General features: G+C 63.2%; 16 protein-coding genes. 11 read left to right on the top strand and 5 right to left on the bottom strand.

Features of this window, described 5'->3' with window-relative positions:
• The first annotated feature begins 14 nt into the window (after positions 1–14).
• On the top strand, positions 15–1,142 hold the full coding sequence (locus tag N7E70_RS13550) for an ATP-dependent DNA helicase (protein WP_263006658.1): 1,128 nt from the start codon (positions 15–17) through the stop codon (positions 1,140–1,142).
• Positions 1,143–1,290: 148 nt separating this feature from the next.
• Here N7E70_RS13550 and N7E70_RS13555 read toward each other — a convergent pair whose 3' ends face one another.
• The gene (locus N7E70_RS13555; protein ID WP_263006659.1) at positions 1,291–2,163 is read right to left on the bottom strand and encodes a hypothetical protein; all 873 of its coding nucleotides are present in this window, start codon (positions 2,161–2,163) and stop codon (positions 1,291–1,293) included.
• Between the two features lie 121 nt (positions 2,164–2,284).
• On the opposite strand from N7E70_RS13555, the gene N7E70_RS13560 reads away from it, so the two are divergent.
• Positions 2,285–2,905: a hypothetical protein gene (locus N7E70_RS13560; RefSeq protein ID WP_263006660.1), complete on the top strand. Its 621-nt coding sequence runs from the start codon at positions 2,285–2,287 to the stop codon at positions 2,903–2,905.
• Here N7E70_RS13560 and N7E70_RS13565 read toward each other — a convergent pair.
• A complete protein-coding gene (locus N7E70_RS13565; protein ID WP_263006661.1) occupies positions 2,902–3,306 on the bottom strand; it encodes an STAS/SEC14 domain-containing protein in 405 nt (134 codons plus the stop codon). The genes N7E70_RS13560 and N7E70_RS13565 overlap by 4 nt on opposite strands.
• A 170-nt stretch (positions 3,307–3,476) precedes the next feature.
• On the opposite strand from N7E70_RS13565, the gene N7E70_RS13570 reads away from it, so the two are divergent.
• The 5 genes from N7E70_RS13570 (at position 3,477) to N7E70_RS13590 (ending at position 9,163) form a co-directional block, all read left to right on the top strand.
• Complete coding sequence (locus N7E70_RS13570) at positions 3,477–4,217, top strand: pyridoxine 5'-phosphate synthase (RefSeq protein ID WP_263006662.1); 741 nt, start codon at positions 3,477–3,479, stop codon at positions 4,215–4,217.
• A gap of 114 nt (positions 4,218–4,331) precedes the next feature.
• Positions 4,332–6,248, top strand: coding sequence for a potassium transporter Kup (locus N7E70_RS13575; RefSeq protein WP_263006663.1), 1,917 nt, complete (start codon positions 4,332–4,334; stop codon positions 6,246–6,248).
• Positions 6,249–6,323: 75 nt separating this feature from the next.
• Entirely contained in the window at positions 6,324–7,586 is a 1,263-nt protein-coding gene (locus N7E70_RS13580) for an FAD-dependent oxidoreductase (RefSeq protein ID WP_263006664.1), read from the top strand.
• A 52-nt stretch (positions 7,587–7,638) separates the two neighbouring features.
• The gene (locus N7E70_RS13585) at positions 7,639–8,742 is read left to right on the top strand and encodes an OmpA family protein (RefSeq protein WP_263006665.1); all 1,104 of its coding nucleotides are present in this window, start codon (positions 7,639–7,641) and stop codon (positions 8,740–8,742) included.
• A gap of 55 nt (positions 8,743–8,797) precedes the next feature.
• On the top strand, positions 8,798–9,163 hold the full coding sequence (locus N7E70_RS13590; protein WP_263006666.1) for a hypothetical protein: 366 nt from the start codon (positions 8,798–8,800) through the stop codon (positions 9,161–9,163).
• Between the two features lie 287 nt (positions 9,164–9,450).
• On the opposite strand, the gene N7E70_RS13595 is transcribed toward N7E70_RS13590, so the two are convergent.
• Entirely contained in the window at positions 9,451–10,506 is a 1,056-nt protein-coding gene (locus N7E70_RS13595; protein WP_263006667.1) for an SDR family oxidoreductase, read from the bottom strand.
• 90 nt (positions 10,507–10,596) lie between these two features.
• Between N7E70_RS13595 and N7E70_RS13600 the strand changes: the two genes are divergently transcribed.
• From N7E70_RS13600 to ilvC, 3 genes are all read left to right on the top strand, one after another.
• Positions 10,597–11,508 (top strand): LysR family transcriptional regulator, encoded by a 912-nt coding sequence (locus N7E70_RS13600; protein WP_263006668.1) that lies wholly within the window; start codon positions 10,597–10,599, stop codon positions 11,506–11,508.
• 177 nt (positions 11,509–11,685) lie between these two features.
• Positions 11,686–12,339, top strand: a complete 654-nt coding sequence (locus N7E70_RS13605) for a TetR/AcrR family transcriptional regulator (protein ID WP_067960605.1) — start codon at positions 11,686–11,688, stop codon at positions 12,337–12,339.
• A gap of 26 nt (positions 12,340–12,365) precedes the next feature.
• Positions 12,366–13,385, top strand: a complete 1,020-nt coding sequence (gene ilvC / locus N7E70_RS13610) for a ketol-acid reductoisomerase (protein WP_067960608.1) — start codon at positions 12,366–12,368, stop codon at positions 13,383–13,385.
• 307 nt (positions 13,386–13,692) lie between these two features.
• On the opposite strand, the gene N7E70_RS13615 is transcribed toward ilvC, so the two are convergent.
• Complete coding sequence (locus N7E70_RS13615; RefSeq protein ID WP_154383862.1) at positions 13,693–13,998, bottom strand: PilZ domain-containing protein; 306 nt, start codon at positions 13,996–13,998, stop codon at positions 13,693–13,695.
• Between the two features lie 157 nt (positions 13,999–14,155).
• Positions 14,156–14,689, bottom strand: coding sequence for a BA14K family protein (locus N7E70_RS13620; RefSeq protein WP_263006669.1), 534 nt, complete (start codon positions 14,687–14,689; stop codon positions 14,156–14,158).
• A 164-nt stretch (positions 14,690–14,853) separates the two neighbouring features.
• Between N7E70_RS13620 and N7E70_RS13625 the strand changes: the two genes are divergently transcribed.
• Positions 14,854–15,966 (top strand): endonuclease/exonuclease/phosphatase family protein, encoded by a 1,113-nt coding sequence (locus tag N7E70_RS13625; protein WP_263006670.1) that lies wholly within the window; start codon positions 14,854–14,856, stop codon positions 15,964–15,966.
• The last annotated feature ends 8 nt before the right edge of the window (positions 15,967–15,974 follow it).

Here is a 15,974-nt window from a genome sequence, read left to right on the forward strand (position 1 = left end):
TGTCAGTCGAAACGATGGATTTTTCACCTCAGCAAGACGAAGCGCTGCAGGCAGTGGCGCGCTGGCTCAAGTCCGGAAGGCCGCAGATATTCCGGCTGTTCGGTTATGCCGGCACCGGCAAGACGACGCTGGCACGCTATTTCGCCGAGCATGTCGACGGCCAGGTGCAGTTCGCTGCCTTCACCGGCAAGGCAGCGCAGGTACTGCGCTCCAAGGGCGCCACCAATGCGCGCACCATCCATTCGCTGATCTATCGGCCGAAGGGCGAGGAAGCGATCGCCGACGAGACGACTGGCAAGACCTCGATGTCGCCGACATTCTCGCTCAACCGGCAGAGCCCGATCGCCAAGGCCAAGCTCGTCGTCATCGACGAATGCTCGATGGTCGACGAGCAGCTTGGGCGTGACCTTCTGACCTTCGGCACGCCGGTTCTCGTGCTGGGCGACCCGGCGCAGCTGCCGCCGATCTCGGGCGGCGGCTTCTTCACCGAGCATGAGCCGGACTTCCTGCTGACCGAGATTCACCGCCAGGCGCGCGACAACCCGATCCTGAGGCTGGCGCTGGACGTGCGCGAGGGCCGTGAATTCATGCGCGGCGACTATGGCACAGCGCAGGTGATCGGCAAGGAGAACGTCACCCAGGATCTGGTGCTCGATGCCGACCAAGTGCTTGTCGGTACCAACCGGACACGGCGGCGCTACAACCAGCGGCTGCGCGAGCTCAAGGGTTTTACGGCAGGGTACCCGCAAGCCGGCGACAAGCTTGTCTGCCTGCGCAACGATCCGGCCAAGGGTCTGCTCAACGGCTCGTTGTGGAAGGTGATGACCTCGTCGCGCGAGACGGTGAAGCCTGGCATCAACCTGCTGGTCGCGCCTGAGGAGGACGATCCCGACCGTGGCGTCGCCAAGATCAAGCTGTTGAAGCAGACCTTCGAGAGCCCCGACGAGGAGATCCCGTGGGGCACCAAGAAGCGCTACGATGATTTCGACTACGGTTACGCGCTGACGGTGCACAAGGCGCAGGGCTCGCAGTGGAACAATGTCGTGCTGTTCGACGAGAGCTGGGCGTTCAAGGACACGCGCCAGCGCTGGCTCTACACGGCGATCACGCGTGCGGCCGAGCGGCTGACAATCGTCCGCTAGGAAGATCTGGCGACGCCGGAAAACGGGTGATGGCTGTTCTCGCGCTGTTGGTGTGCACGGAGATGCAGGCCGAGTGAGTTTCGGGCCGGCTCGGAAAAACTTTTCGTCTGGGCGTGCTCGACCGGAGCCTCGGCCGCTCCGCTTACCTTCATGGAACGATCTCGAACAGCACTGCCGTGGCGTCGTCCGAGATCTTGAAGCGCGGGAATTGCTGGCCGTCGGGGTCGTCGACCCGTTCGATATGCCGAAGCTCCTGCAGGAGCGGGGCAAGGCCTGTGCTGGCAGCGGCGCGGACCAGGTCGGAGACGCCATAGCGGCCATACTGGTCGGCAAGGGCGGCGAAGCCGTCGGAGCACAGCAAGCCCCTGGCCGGCAGGGCAATGTCGAGCTGCTCGGAGGCGATATGATCGGCGGCGGCGGGCTCGATACCGAGCGTCCAGACCGAGCCGCCGGGCTGGTTGTAAGCGGCGCGGCGGCGGCGCAACTCGTCGCGCACGACGGGTTCGTCGGCAAGCGCCTGATGCGTGGCGAATCCGCCTGACTGTGCAATCGCCCGCCGGGCGCGGTCGCGCTCCTTGGCGTAGGCGGCCTTGATGGCAGAAGTTTCGATGACCTTGCCATCGGCGTCGGCCAGGAACAGCCGGCAATCGCCCAGACCGTGCGTGACCAGCCGGTCGCCCTCGACATGAATCATCTGGAAGCTCGCGATCGGCAGATTCCAGGCCTCGATCGGCAAGGCGTGGGCCGCCTCGTGCACGACATTGGCGGCGCGCTGGTTCAGCTCGCGCACGACTTCGGTGACCTGGCGGCCGTTACGGACGAGTTCCTCGAAGGTGCTCTGGGCAAAACGGGCGAGCCAGGCGGCGTCCGAACCGTGCAGGCCGACGATGCTGGTGCCGCCGAGGCCGGTGGCACCGTCGATGACGAATGCGCAGCTGGCATTGCCGCCGGCGCTGTCTTCGTTCGAACGCGAGGCAGAGCCCGGGTCGGTGATCGAATCGATAATGCGGATGTTTGGCATGATGATCGCTGTGTGGCGCGCGCCGATGACCGGAGTGTGACCGCGGCAAGTGGTGTGAAGGTTGCAGTTTGCACAGTCCGTGGCAGATTGTCAGGTCAGGCAACCGAACCTTTGTTGGTCCATGGCAGTCTTTCAACAGATCGTCAGTCTCGGCCCGAATTGCCGCGCAAAGTTCCATATCCGGAAGATTTTCGGCGAGCGTATCTCGAGGCGGGGCGTGTTCGACTGGCAGGTGACGCCGATTTCAGCCGTTGCCGAATACATCAGGCGCGACTTCAATGGCATGTTCGAGCGGGACGATCTCCATGTCGTCGACGGCGTCGTCTTCAACAAGCGCTTCGGCACCAGCCACATCCACGAGTTTCCCAAGGACATTACCGAGAATGCGCTCGACGCGCTTTATGCCAAGGCGCGGGAAGGCCATGACATCTGGTGCGCGGTCAGCAGGATGGCGCTTAACAATGATCTTTCGACATTGTTCGTATTGGGCCGGCCGGTATCGGCGGGCGACATGGCCGAGATTGCGGGCCTCATCGAAAAAGCGCGTCGCGGGCGGCGTTTCCTGCTTCTTGCAGCACCTGAGCGTGACCACGACGACCACTGGAGCGGCGATCACGAGGTCTGGAAAGCGCATCTGTCGCCGTTTCAGATCAGGTGGCCGATGTCGGCCATCATGGCCGAGCAGATTCGGCGCCTGCGCAAGAATGTTCGTTATCTGAAGCCGCGCTTTGGGAAGGCCTAGTCCGCGTCGGCCGGCTTGGCGCCGAGCCATTCCCACGCCTTGGCTTCGTCGGCATCGATGAAATGTTTTGTCTCGATCGAGGTGAGTGGCGCAAACAGGCCGACGATCGGGCCCATCCAGACAGGGCCGCCGACGAGCGCGTAGCGCCTGATGTGATGCAATGCCTTCCATTTGCCCTTGAAGGTCAAGGGATCGAACAAGGCCGACCAGTCGAACCCGTCATAGCCGGTCGCGCGCAGCAGGACGTCGATCTTGTCATGGCCTTCATAGGCGGCATCGAGCAGGCCATAGGCGTTTTCGATGTCGGCCTGGGTGAAATGGCCGACGATCTCGAAGGCAAACACCTCCGCATTGTCGGTGTCGATGCGCCGGAAGGGCGGTGGAGCATCCATGGAGCTCATTGGGCTGTCCTCGTTGATGCGGCTACGAGCTGTGCATGATGCTTTCCGGCCATCGAATCCGATTGTCGGGGTCATGCATCCGTATCGACACTGGAACACATAAAAGCGCTCTCTGTTCCCGCCCAAGCCGTGATAGGTGGCGTGGGTGTCGCTTTTGCTGAGAGTTGCCGATGCCTGCCAAGCTGTCCGTGAACGTCAATGCCATCGCCATGCTGCGCAACCGCCGCGATCTGCCGTGGCCGAGCGTCACCGGACTGGGGCGCATCGCACTTGCCGCCGGCGCACACGGGCTGACGGTGCATCCGCGCCCCGACCAGCGCCATATCCGCTTTTCCGACGTGCCTGAAATCCGGGCACTGATCGACGACGAGTTCCCCAAGGCCGAATTCAACATCGAGGGCTATCCCAGCGAGGATTTCCTCGAACTGGTCGAAAAGCATCAGCCGGAACAGGTGACGCTGGTGCCGGACGATCCGTCGCAGGCCACCTCCGACCATGGCTGGGACTTCGCCGCGCAAGCGAGCCTGCTCAAGCCGGTGGTGGCGCGACTCAAGAAGGGCGGCTTCAGGGTTTCGCTGTTCTCGGATGCCGATCCGGCTGCAATGTCTGCCGCCCGCGACACTGGTGCCGACCGGATCGAGCTGTTCACCGGGCCCTATGGCGCCTGCTTCGATGACAAGGCAAAAGCTGCCAAGGAATTGGAAAAGCTGGCAAAAACCGCCGAGGCAGCATTGGCTGTGGGCCTCGCCGTCAATGCCGGGCACGACCTCGTCGTCGACAATCTGCCGCTGTTGATGAAACACATTCCCGGACTGGCCGAGGTGTCGATCGGCCATGGGCTGACCGCCGACGCCCTGGAGCATGGCATGGCCGGCACGATCAGGCGCTATCTCAAGGCCTGCGGGTGGTAATATCCGTGCCAGCCATGCGTTGCCTGCATGGGCTGAACATTAGCTGTCGCAAAACAGCTGTTGCTTTTGCGATAGGGCAAGCGTAGAGCCCCGCGGCTTCACGGAGAGTCGTTCATGACCGATGCCGGCGCTGACAAGGCGGCAAACAGCGGGCAGGCGGTCCAGACGGACGGCCATTCCCACGACATCAGACTGCTCGTCATCGGCGCGCTGGGTGTCGTCTTCGGCGACATCGGCACCAGTCCGATCTACGCCTTCCGCGAGGCCCTGGTGGCGTCGGCGGGCGGCCAGGTCGCTTCGCGCGAGGACATCCTCGGCGTGCTCTCGCTGATCATCTGGGCGCTGACGATCATCGTCACCGTCAAATATGTCATGTTCGTGCTTCGGGCGCACAACCGGGGCGAGGGCGGTACGCTGTCGCTGATGGCGCTGGCACGGCGCAGCTTGCCCAAGCGCTCCGGCATCATCCTGGCGCTCGGCATGGTCGGTGCTTCGCTGTTTTATGGCGACGCGGTGATCACCCCGGCGATCTCGGTGCTGTCGGCAGTCGAGGGCATGAATGTCGTGACACCGGCGTTCCAGCCTTACGTGGTGCCGCTGACCCTAGTAATCCTGGCAGCGCTGTTTTCGGTGCAGCGCTTCGGCACCAGCGGCGTGGCGATCGTCTTCGGTCCGATCACGCTCGTCTGGTTCATCGCCATCGGCTATTCGGGGGTCGTCCATATCCTCGACGACCCGGAAATCCTCTGGGCGGTCAATCCGATCTACATCGTCAACTTCCTCACCAACCAGCCGGAAGTGTCGTTCGTCACCATCGGCGCCATCTTCCTGGCGGTGACGGGTGCCGAGGCGCTTTATGCCGACCTCGGACATTTCGGCCGCAGGCCGATCGTTCTGGCCTGGCTGTGCATCGTCTTTCCGTGCCTGCTGCTGAACTATGTCGGTCAGGGTGCTTTCGTGCTCAGCCACAACGGTACCGTCGGCCATCCGTTCTTCGAGATGAACGAAGGCTGGATGCTGATCCCGATGGTGGTGCTGGCGACGGCCGCGACCGTCATTGCCAGCCAGGCGGTCATAACAGGCGCCTATTCGCTGACGCGCCAGGCGGTCCAGCTCAACATGCTGCCGCGCCTTGAGATCCAGCACACCTCCGAGACGACACTGGGGCAGATCTACATGCCGCGGGTCAACCTGATCCTCGCGCTGGTGGTGATGCTGCTGGTTGTCGGCTTCGGCGAGTCGAGCGCTTTGGCTTCAGCCTATGGCATCTCTGTCACCGGCAATATGCTGGTGACGACGCTGCTGCTTTCGGTCGTGATGCTGCGCATCTGGCGCTGGAAGGCGGCTGTGGCGATCGTGGCGACCGCGATATTCGGCCTGATCGATATCGGCTTTTTCGCCTCCAACATCGTCAAGGTGTTCGAGGGTGGCTGGGCCTCGCTGGCGGTGGCCTTTACCATCGTCACCATCATGTGGACCTGGGTGCGCGGCAGCCGCTACCTGTTCGACAAGACACGCAAGAACGAGATTCCGCTCAATTTCCTGGCGGAGAATTTGGGCAAGAAGAAACCGCATCTGGTGCAGGGCACTGCCGTGTTCCTGACCAGCGATCCCGACAGCGCGCCGACTGCGCTGATGCACAGCCTCAAGCACTACAAGGTGCTGCACGAGCAGAACGTCATCTTGTCGGTGGTGACGGCCCAACAGCCGGTGGTGCCCGACAGCGAGCGGGTCAAAATGGAGCAGGTAAATGACCTGTTCATGCGGGTGAAGCTGAAATTCGGCTACATGGAGCAGCCGAACATCCCCAAAGCGCTGGCCATCTGCCGCAAGCAGGGCTGGAAGTTCGATATCATGACGACGTCGTTCTTCCTGTCGCGGCGCTCGCTGAAGGCGTCGCCCAACTCGGGCATGCCATTGTGGCAGGACAGGCTGTTCATCGGCCTGGCGCGCACGGCGGCTGATGCGACCGAATATTTCCAGATCCCGACCGGCCGTGTGGTCGAGGTTGGCACGCAGGTGTCGATCTGAGACCGCCACGGGGCAAAAGGTAGCATTGCCAACGCAAGTTCCGTCCATGAACCTGCGTCGTGGACGGAAGGGCAGATGAGCGTTCGAAAACTTCGCATCGCAATCGCCGGCGCTGGACCGGCAGGGTTGGCCGCAGCACTCTATCTCAAGCGCGACGGGCACCGGGTCACAATCTATGACCGTTTCGCCGAGCCGAAGCCGCTCGGCTCCGGGCTGATCCTGCAACCGACCGGACTTTCGGTGCTCGCCGATCTTGGCCTCTTGGGCGAAATCTCACGACTTGGAAGCCGGATCGACCGGTTGCACGGCACCGATGCCGTGAGCGGGCGCACGGTGCTCGACGTGCGTTACGATGCGCGGCCGGGTGGGCGGTTTGGCCTGGCCGTCCACCGTGCGGCGTTGTTCGGCGTGCTGTACCGGGCGGTGTTGGGCGAAGGCATCGACATCGTCACCGCTGCCGAGCTGGAGGCCGTGGTTCCGGGCGAGCAGACACGGCTTGTCGACGCCGCAGGGCGGGAGCTTGGATCGTTCGACCTCGTTGTCGATGCCACCGGCGCAAGGTCGAAGATCCGGCGTAGCGCCGGCCTCGCGGGCGAGCCGAAACCGCTGGCCTATGGCGCGTTCTGGGCTTCGTTGGACTGGCAGGGCGAAGGCTTCGACAAACACTCGCTGACCCAGCGCTATCGCCGTGCCAGCATCATGATCGGGGTGCTGCCGATCGGCCGCGCCGAGCCAGGCGGGCGCAAGATGGCGGCGTTCTTCTGGAGCCTGAAGCCGGCGCATGCCGAGCGCGTGCAGGCCCTTGGGCTGGACGCCTGGAAGGCCGAGGTGGCAGGGCATTGGCCTGAAAGCCAGTCCTATCTCGACCAGATCGGGGATTTCGACCAGTTGACACTGGCCCGCTATGGCCATCACACGCTACTGCCGCCGGCGGCGCGGGGCCTTGCCGTCATCGGCGATGCCGCGCATTCGACCAGCCCACAACTGGGTCAAGGTGCCAACATGGCCTTGCTGGACGCTGCTGCACTTGCGCACGCCTTGCGGCAGGCAAGCAACACGGAGGCAGCGCTTACGGCCTATGTTCGCGCGCGGCGCCGGCACCTCAGGCTGTTCCAGGCGCTGTCGCTGGCCTTTACGCCATTCTACCAGTCCGACTCGGTGCTGCTGCCATTTCTGCGCGACCGGCTGGTGGCGACGGTCGCCAAGCTGCCGCCGGCGCCGCAACTGCTGGCCTCGATTGTCGCCGGCACGCTGATCGATCCGTTCGCGTCGGCCGGACTCAAGGAAGCGGACTGGACGGAGCGCAGCGAAGAAAGGCAAGTTCGCATCCTTGCTTGAGCCATGCTGCGGTTGTGGCTACCTTGCGTCACATTCAACCGGGGAGCGTGCGATGCGGGGACTTATGGTGCGTGGATTTCGAAAGGCAGCGGCAGGCTTGGCATTGCTCGCCGTCAGCTGCATGCCAGCGCTTGCCGATGCGACGGTGCCCTCCGCCGACATCGAAGGGGCCGCCGACAACGCGCTTGCCAAGCGCTATGAAGGCTCGTTCATCGTCTACCACCAGAAGCTCGACTACACTGATTTCCGCGTGCCGCTTTCGCCGCTTAAGGCCGATCCCGATCCGGACAAGCGCGACAAGAACAACAACAGGGTGTTCAAGCCGGAGAATGCTGAAGAGATTGAAGGCACGCTCACCCGGCTGTTCTATGTGCTGCCGGACGGCCGTTCGCCGCTCGAAGTGCTGCGCAACTACCAGGACGTGGTGCAGGCGGCCGGCGGCGAGGTCGTGTTCGAATGCAAGAAGGAGGAATGCGGTGGCGACGCTTCGCGCTCGGCCTCGAGCGGCGGCGGCGACATGAGCCTGATGATGAACTTCTTCTACGACAGCGACCTCGGCGTCGAGGCGTTCTCCAATGCCGCCTGCGTGGCCTCGTCTGGGGTTGCCGACCAGCGCTATCTCAGCGCCAAGGTGCCGCGTGACGGCGGCGACGCCTATGTCACGGTGCAGACCTTCCAACTGCTCGACGACCTCTACTGCAAGGCGCTGAATGCGCGCACCATCGCCATCGTGCACGTGGTGGAGCCCAAGGCGCGCGACAAGAAGATGGTTGTGGTGGAGGCAGCCAAGATGGCTGATACACTGTCGACCAGCGGCGGCATCTCGCTCTACGGCATCTTTTTCGACACCGACAAGGCCGACATCAAGCCGGAGTCAGAGCCGACGCTGAAGGAGATCGCCAAGCTTCTGGGTGACAATCCTGATCTGGCGGTGGCCGTTGTCGGGCATACCGACAGCCAGGGCAAGTTCGACTACAATATCGACCTGTCCAATCGCCGGGCGGCTGCGGTGAAAGCAGCGCTTGTCTCGCAATTCGGCATCGACGGCGGACGGCTGACTGCAGCGGGTGCCGGCATGATGGCGCCGGTCGCCAGCAACGACAATGACGAAGGCCGGGCCAAGAACCGGCGCGTGGCACTGGTCAAGCTGAATTGATCAGGCATTCTGCAGCATTGCGGCCGACGATGTGGCGGCCGACTGAGGGGGATGAATGGAAGATCTACCGGCGCGCCCGAGGCTGCGCAGCCTGCATCGCGCGTCGGCGCTGTTCATCGGCCTGTTCGTGCTGCTGCACATGGCCAATCATCTTGCCGGCCTGAGCGGGCAGGAGACCCACATCGCCTTCACGGCCGAAGCACGGCAGCTCTATCGACAGCCCTTCGTCGAGGTGGCGCTGGTCTGCCTCATCCTGTGGCAGGTCGGCAGCGGGCTCACCATGCTGGTGCGCGGTTGGGCGAGGCGAACGGGAACCGTCGCCTGGCTACAGGCGGCGTCGGGTGGCTATCTCGCCTTCTTCCTGGTCAAACCATATCGGGGCCGTCATCGCCGGACGCACAGTCTTTGGTCTCGACACTGACTTTCGCTTTGCCGCCGCTGGCTTCTTTGCGCCGCCCTGGCACTGGTTCTTCGCGCCCTACTATTTTCTCGGGGTTCTCTCGCTATTCGTCCATGTCGGTTGCGCGGCATACTGGAGCTCCCTGGCCAGCCGTCCCGCGCTGGGGACGGCCTTGCTTGGAGGTGCTGCCGGAGTGGGCGCGCTGTTGGCGGCGCTGATTGTCATGGCGTTGTCCGGCGCCTTGTATCCGGTAGCCATTCCTCCGCACTATCTCGCAACCTACGGACAGTAGGCGGCGGCCCGTCGGATCAGGGGATGATCCGGCGCTGGCGCAACTCACTGAAGGTGCGCATGAACATCTCCTCGGTGTCGACGAAGTCGTGGAAGCCTAGGCGTCGCACTTTGGTGCCGTCGGCGAAGAAATCGTAGTCCCAACCAAAAACGAAGTCAGCGAAGCGCCATGACGACACATCGGCATAGGGTGTGTCGGCGAGGCCGTGGCGGGCCTTCATCTTGTCCCACAGCGGCTGCTTGTCGGCCATGATGGTGTCGAGCGACATCGGCAAGGGCGGGGCTGTCTCGATGCCGAAGCTCGAGGCGATCTTCGGCCACATCTCGTTCCAGCGGAACAGGTCGCCATTGGTGATGTTGAACGCTTGGTTGGCGCAGCGTTCGTCTGTCGCGGTCCAGACGGTGGCCCGCGCCAGCAGGCCGGCGTCGGTCATCTCGATGATCTTGTCATAGGCGCCTACCTTGCCGGGAAAGCGCAGCGGCAGGCCAAGCTCCTTCGACATCGAAGCATAGACGGCAATGGCGATGGCGAGATTCATCGGGTTGCCAAGCGCCTGGCCGATGACCACCGAAGGACGCAGCGCCGACCAGCCCCAGCTCTTGCCCATCTGCCGGTCTTCGAGAAGATCCTGCTGGTCAGCGTTGAACTCCGGCGGCATGTGGTTGGCGTCGGTCTCGCGTGCCGGCGTCTTGAATGGCCCAAGATGCGCACCATAGACCTTGTAACCCTGCATCAGGCTGATGTGGCGCAAGTTCCTGGCGATCGGTTCGACCGTGTCGACGACATTGCGCAGCATGGCGACGTTGGGCTCGACGAGCTCGGCCCAGCTCGGCCGATCCTGATAGGCGGCGTAGAAGATGTGAGTGACGTCGTGGAGGCCGCCGAGCGTTTCCCTGGCGTCCCTGATATCGAGCAGATCGACAGCGATGTGACGGACTGAGCCTTGGCTCGAACCGCCGCGCCGAGACAGTCCGACAATGTCCCAGTTGCCGAGTGCTGCCAGGTGGCTGGCGAGATTGCTGCCGATGACGCCATGGGCGCCGACGATCAGTGCAGTGTTCTGTTTCATCATCCAAGTCTCCGGTGAGAGCCTTGATATGGACGCGGCCAACTAGATGAAGTAGACGTCGGTCTGGCGAAGGATATGTGACGTGAATTCACAATGATGCGCGTGGACGTCAACCGCTTCGGCGAAATGGAAGTGTTTGTCCGGGCTGTGGAGAGCGGTGGCTTTTCGGCTGGGGCACGCGCGCTTGATATGTCGCCTTCGGCGGTGAGCAAGCTGGTGTCGCGGCTGGAGAACCGGCTCGGCACGCGGCTGGTCAACCGCTCGACGCGGCGGCTGCAACTGACGCCCGAGGGCTGTGCCTTCTATGAGCGCAGCGTCGTCATCCTTGCCGACCTCAAGGAGGCGGAACAATGCGCGGCTGCCGGCGAGGCGCCGCGCGGGCGCCTGCGCGTCAACGCCAACGTGCCGTTCGGCAAGCATTTCCTGCTGCCGCTGTTGCCGCAGTTCCTGGCAAGATATCCCGAGATCTCCGTCGATATCGCCCTGTCCGACATTGTCGTCGATCTTCTGGAAGCACGCGCCGATGTGGCGATCAGAGCCGGACCGATGAAAAGCTCGAGCCTTGTCGCACGCAAGCTTGGCGCGACGCGGATGATGATCGTCGGAGCGCCCGCCTATTTCGCAATGCGAGGCATGCCGCGCAGCGCCGACGAACTGAAGCGGCACAATCTGCTCGGGCCGTCCTATGCCCGAACCATGCCGGCATGGCCGGTGCTGCAGGGCGGCGCTGTCGTGGACGTCACGCCCACAGGCAACGTCCAGGCCAGCGATGGCGAGGCGTTGCGCGAACTGGCGCTGGCCGGAATCGGACTGGCGCGCATTGCCGCGTTCCAGGTGCGCGACGATCTGGCGGCAGGCAGATTGGCCAACGTTCTCGAAGAGGCCAATCCCGGCGATATCGAGGATGTGCACGCGGTGTTTCTTGGCAATGGCGGCCCGGTGCCGGCGCGGGTGAGGGCACTGCTCGATTTCCTGGCCGAGACCGTCGATCTCGGTGGTTCCTGAGGCGGCCAGACGGCAAGTTTCCGGAGGGGCGGCTTCCGTCAAGGCGGTCACCAGATAATTGCAAGCGATGCGAAGAATCCGATTGCAGGGCTGCCTTCAATTGCGCTATCAACCGAACCGTAACGTACGGTACGGCTTGTTCGAAGCGAGCCGGCGTGACGTGGCAGGCTTGGAACGATGTTGCAGACGACAACTGAGATGATGGAAGGCGAGGGACCGACGGCACGTCAGCAGGACGTGCTCGACGCGGTGCTGCGCCTGCTCGTCGAGGAGGGCGACAGGCTGACGATGACGGCCGTTGCGCGCCGCGCCAGCTGCTCCAAGGAAACGCTGTACAAGTGGTTCGGCGACCGTGACGGGCTTTTGACCGCGACGGTGCAATGGCAGGCTTCGAAGGTGCGTGTGCCGCCGGTCGACCGCAAGGGACTGGACCTGGCGTCGCTGACGTCGAGCCTCGAACGTTTCGCTTCCGACTGGCTGCGGGTGATTTCGAGCGACACTTCGATCGCGCTCAATAGGGTTGGCGTTGTGCATGCCGGATCGGACAAGCGCGACCTTGGCGCCATCGTGCTGGAGCGCGGCCGCTTTGCGCTGGGGCGCAGGCTGAAGCCGGTGCTGGAAGCGGGGCGCGAGGCGGGCCTGCTCGAATTCGACGATGCCGAGACGGCATTCCGGACATTCTTTGGGCTGGTCGCCCGCGATGTGCAGATCCGTCTGCTGCTCGGCGACCGGCTGGAATTGACTGAGGCGGGGATCGACGGCGACGCCGTGCGCGCAACGCAGCAGTTTCTTGCTCTTCATGGAGCGAAAACCGGGCCCAAGGCCCTCTGACTTAAAAACCGGGAAGGAACCCACCAATGCGTGTCTATTACGATCGCGATGCCGATCTCAACCTGATCAAGGGCAAGAAGGTCGCCATCATCGGCTACGGCAGCCAGGGCCGCGCGCATGCGCTGAACCTCAAGGATTCGGGTGCCAAGGAACTGGTTGTTGGTCTGAAGGCTGGCTCTGCGACCGCCAAGAAGGTCGAGGCCGACGGCCTCAAGGTCATGACGGTTGCCGAAGCCGCCAAGTGGGCCGACCTGATGATGATGGCGACGCCTGACGAACTGCAGGCCGACATCTACCGCGACGAGATCGCTCCGAACATTCGTGATGGTGCAGCGATCGCCTTCGCCCACGGCCTCAACGTGCATTTCGGCCTGATCGAGCCGAAGTCGACCGTCGACGTCATTATGGTCGCGCCGAAGGGCCCGGGCCACACCGTGCGCGGCGAATACCAGAAGGGCGGCGGCGTGCCGTGCCTGGTTGCCGTGCATCAGGACGCTTCGGGCAACGCGCTCGATCTCGGCCTGTCCTATGCATGCGGCGTCGGCGGCGGCCGGTCGGGCATCATCGAGACCAACTTCAAGGAAGAGTGTGAAACCGATCTGTTCGGCGAGCAGGTCGTCCTCTGCGGCGGCCTTGTCGAGCTGATCCGCGCCGGCTTCGAGACGCTGGTCGAGGGCGGCTACGCTCCCGAGATGGCCTATTTCGAGTGCCTGCACGAAGTGAAGCTGATCGTCGACCTGATCTATGAAGGCGGCATCGCCAACATGAACTACTCGATCTCGAACACCGCAGAGTGGGGCGAGTACGTGACCGGCCCGCGCATCATCACCGAAGAGACCAAGGCCGAGATGAAGCGCGTCCTCAAGGACATCCAGACCGGCAAGTTCACCTCCGACTGGATGCAGGAATACCGTTCGGGCGCCGCTCGCTTCAAGGGCATCCGCCGCATGAACGACAGCCACCAGATCGAGGAAGTCGGCTCGAAGCTGCGCGCGATGATGCCGTGGATCGCCAAGAACAAGCTGGTCGACAAGGCGAAGAACTGAGACGATCCAGGTCTCCTTCATTGCGCGTCCTCGGGCTACGCCCTGCGGGCGCGCGGGGATCGCCAAGAACAAGCTGGTCGACAAGGCGAAGAACTGAGACGATCCAGGTCTCCTTCGTTGCGCGTCCTCGGGCTACGCCCTGCGGGCGCGCGGAGATCGCCAAGAACAAGCTGGTCGACGAGGCCAAGAACTAGGAAGTCCGCGTCACCCTGCCGGCCCCAGGCTCGGCAGGGCGATTGGCTCGAAAATCAAAAAGAGGCTGGTGGAGCAATCTGCCGGCCTTTTTTATCGACTGGGAATCGGGGGGTCAGCCGTAATGCCAGTGCGGCTTGGGTTCGGTGCCTTCGAACTGGACGCCGAGGCGGTCGGCCTTGCGCCAGCGCACGATGCAGCGATAAGCGATGCCGTCGACGGGGACATAGAGCAGGAACTGGTCGGGGACGCGGCTTTCCGCGGGGATTTTGATCTCGGCGCCGTTCGTATGCATGTTGCGGATGGTGCAGCGGGTTTCCGAATTGGTGATGCCGGTCAGAATCGCAGCACCCTTGAGGACGCGGTTGCGGCGCTCCCGGCGCAGTTCGTTTTCGGCTATCTCGGCGTTGTCTGCCGTCATGAATTCTCAACCCAGAATAGAAAATCCTCCCGGTATTCTTGGTTCTACACATGATACGTAAACAACAGCTTGTTGCTGTTTCGTATTAGCCTGAAGTCATATTTATAGAAAAAACGGCGCCGCAGGCGCGACGCCGTCTCCGTTGTTTCGGTTTCGCCTAGCTATAGGGCGACCAGCACTGCCGGCGCGGACCGTTATAGGGCTGGAAGGTGTTGTCCCAGGCCCGATACGAGCGATAGCGGTCGTAGCACCACTGGACGTGCGCAGAACCTCCGCCACGATAGATGCGGCGCGGCTGGACATAGCGTGGCTGGTGATAGCGCGGCTCGTAGTAGCGATAGGCCGGTATGCCGAAGTTCAGGTAGATGCCGGTGCCGAAATGGCGCCGGTGCGGGCGGTGCCGCCAGCGCCAGTCGTCGCGCCAGCGATCGCCGCGCCAGCTGTTGTGGCGCCAATTGTCGCCGCGCCAGTTGTCACGACGCCAGCTGTCGCGCGAGCCATCGCGGCGGCCGTAGCATCCGCTTCCGGGCGGGCAGAAATGGCTCTGGGCGAGGATGATATTCTGCGTCGCCTGCGGAACAATTGAGGGCATCTGGCCCAGGCTGGCTGGCGAAGCCGACGCAGCCAGCGGCAGGCCGGTGACGAGACCGAGCGCGACGAGCCCGGAACGTGCAAGGGATGAGAGGTTCATGATCGTCTCCTGAGTCCGAATCCCAAAGGCTCCATGCCCCCAAATTTCGATGGAGATCAGGCATATTCCGCCTTTCAGCCTGAACGGGAAATGAACGCCGAGTTCCCGTGGGCTTGTGGGCTGGGCTCTTGTGTTTGGGCCAACATGAAGGCAATGCTCGGCGCATGTCGCTGCGCCTTGCCACCTTCAATGTCGAGAACCTGATGAACAGGTTCGACTATTCCGGCTACCGCAACCAGCTCAACGAGGACCGGACACTTGCCCTGTTCGAGATTCGCAGCGAGGCCGAATACCGGCTGCTCGAGCAGGCACGCGCGATCGCGCACGCCGACGACATGCGCCAGCTGACGGCCTTGGCCATCGCCGAGACCCGCGCCGACATCATCTGCCTGCAGGAAGTCGACAACATCGAAGCGCTGAAGGCCTTCGAATACGGCTATCTGTTCAAGATGGTGGGGCAAGGCTACCAGCACAAATACACCACTTCTGGAAATGATTCGCGCGGCATCGACGTTGCGGTGATGATGCGGGCTGAGACCGCGCATGGCGAACCGATCGAGTTCGTGCGCATGACCAGCCATGCCCATGTCACCTTCGAGGAGCTCGGGCTGCATACGCCGGAACTCGCCGGTCTCGGCCAGGAGCCGTTCGAGCGCATCTTCCGGCGCGACTGCCTGGAGATCGACGTCAAGATCGGCGGCAAGCCGCTGACCATCTATTCGGTGCACTTCAAGTCGATGGGCTCGCCGCGCAACGGGCTGAACGGCCGTGACGCGACGATGCCGATCCGTGTCGCCGAGGCCAAGGCCGTCCGGCGGATCATCGAGGACCGTTTCGGCAAGGACCATGCAGCCGACAAGCGCTGGGTGATCTGCGGCGACATGAACGACTATCGCGAGCGGCTGGTGATCTCGGGCGATGCCTATCGGGGCTACGGCTTCACGCCGGTTCAGGAGACGGCGTCCTGCCTCGACGTGTTCCTCGCCGATGGTTTTGCCGAAAACGTTGTCGCGCGGCGACAGGAGATGGACCGCTGGACACTCTATCACACGCGTGGACCGCTGGAACGGCATCTGTGCCAGCTCGACTATATACTGCTGTCGCCGTCGCTGGCACGGACGAACGAGCAGGCGGTGCCCGACATCGTGCGGCGCGGCCAGCCCTGGCGCACCATCTTCCCGCCGGGGCAAGAGGTGGACCGTTATCCGCGCGCCGGCTGGGACCGGCCGAAGGCCTCCGACCACTGCCCGGTTGCGGTGACGTTGAGCATTACCTGAGAGATTTC

Source organism: Aminobacter sp. NyZ550 (assembly GCF_025628925.2).
GTDB classification, from domain to species: domain Bacteria; phylum Pseudomonadota; class Alphaproteobacteria; order Rhizobiales; family Rhizobiaceae; genus Aminobacter; species Aminobacter ciceronei.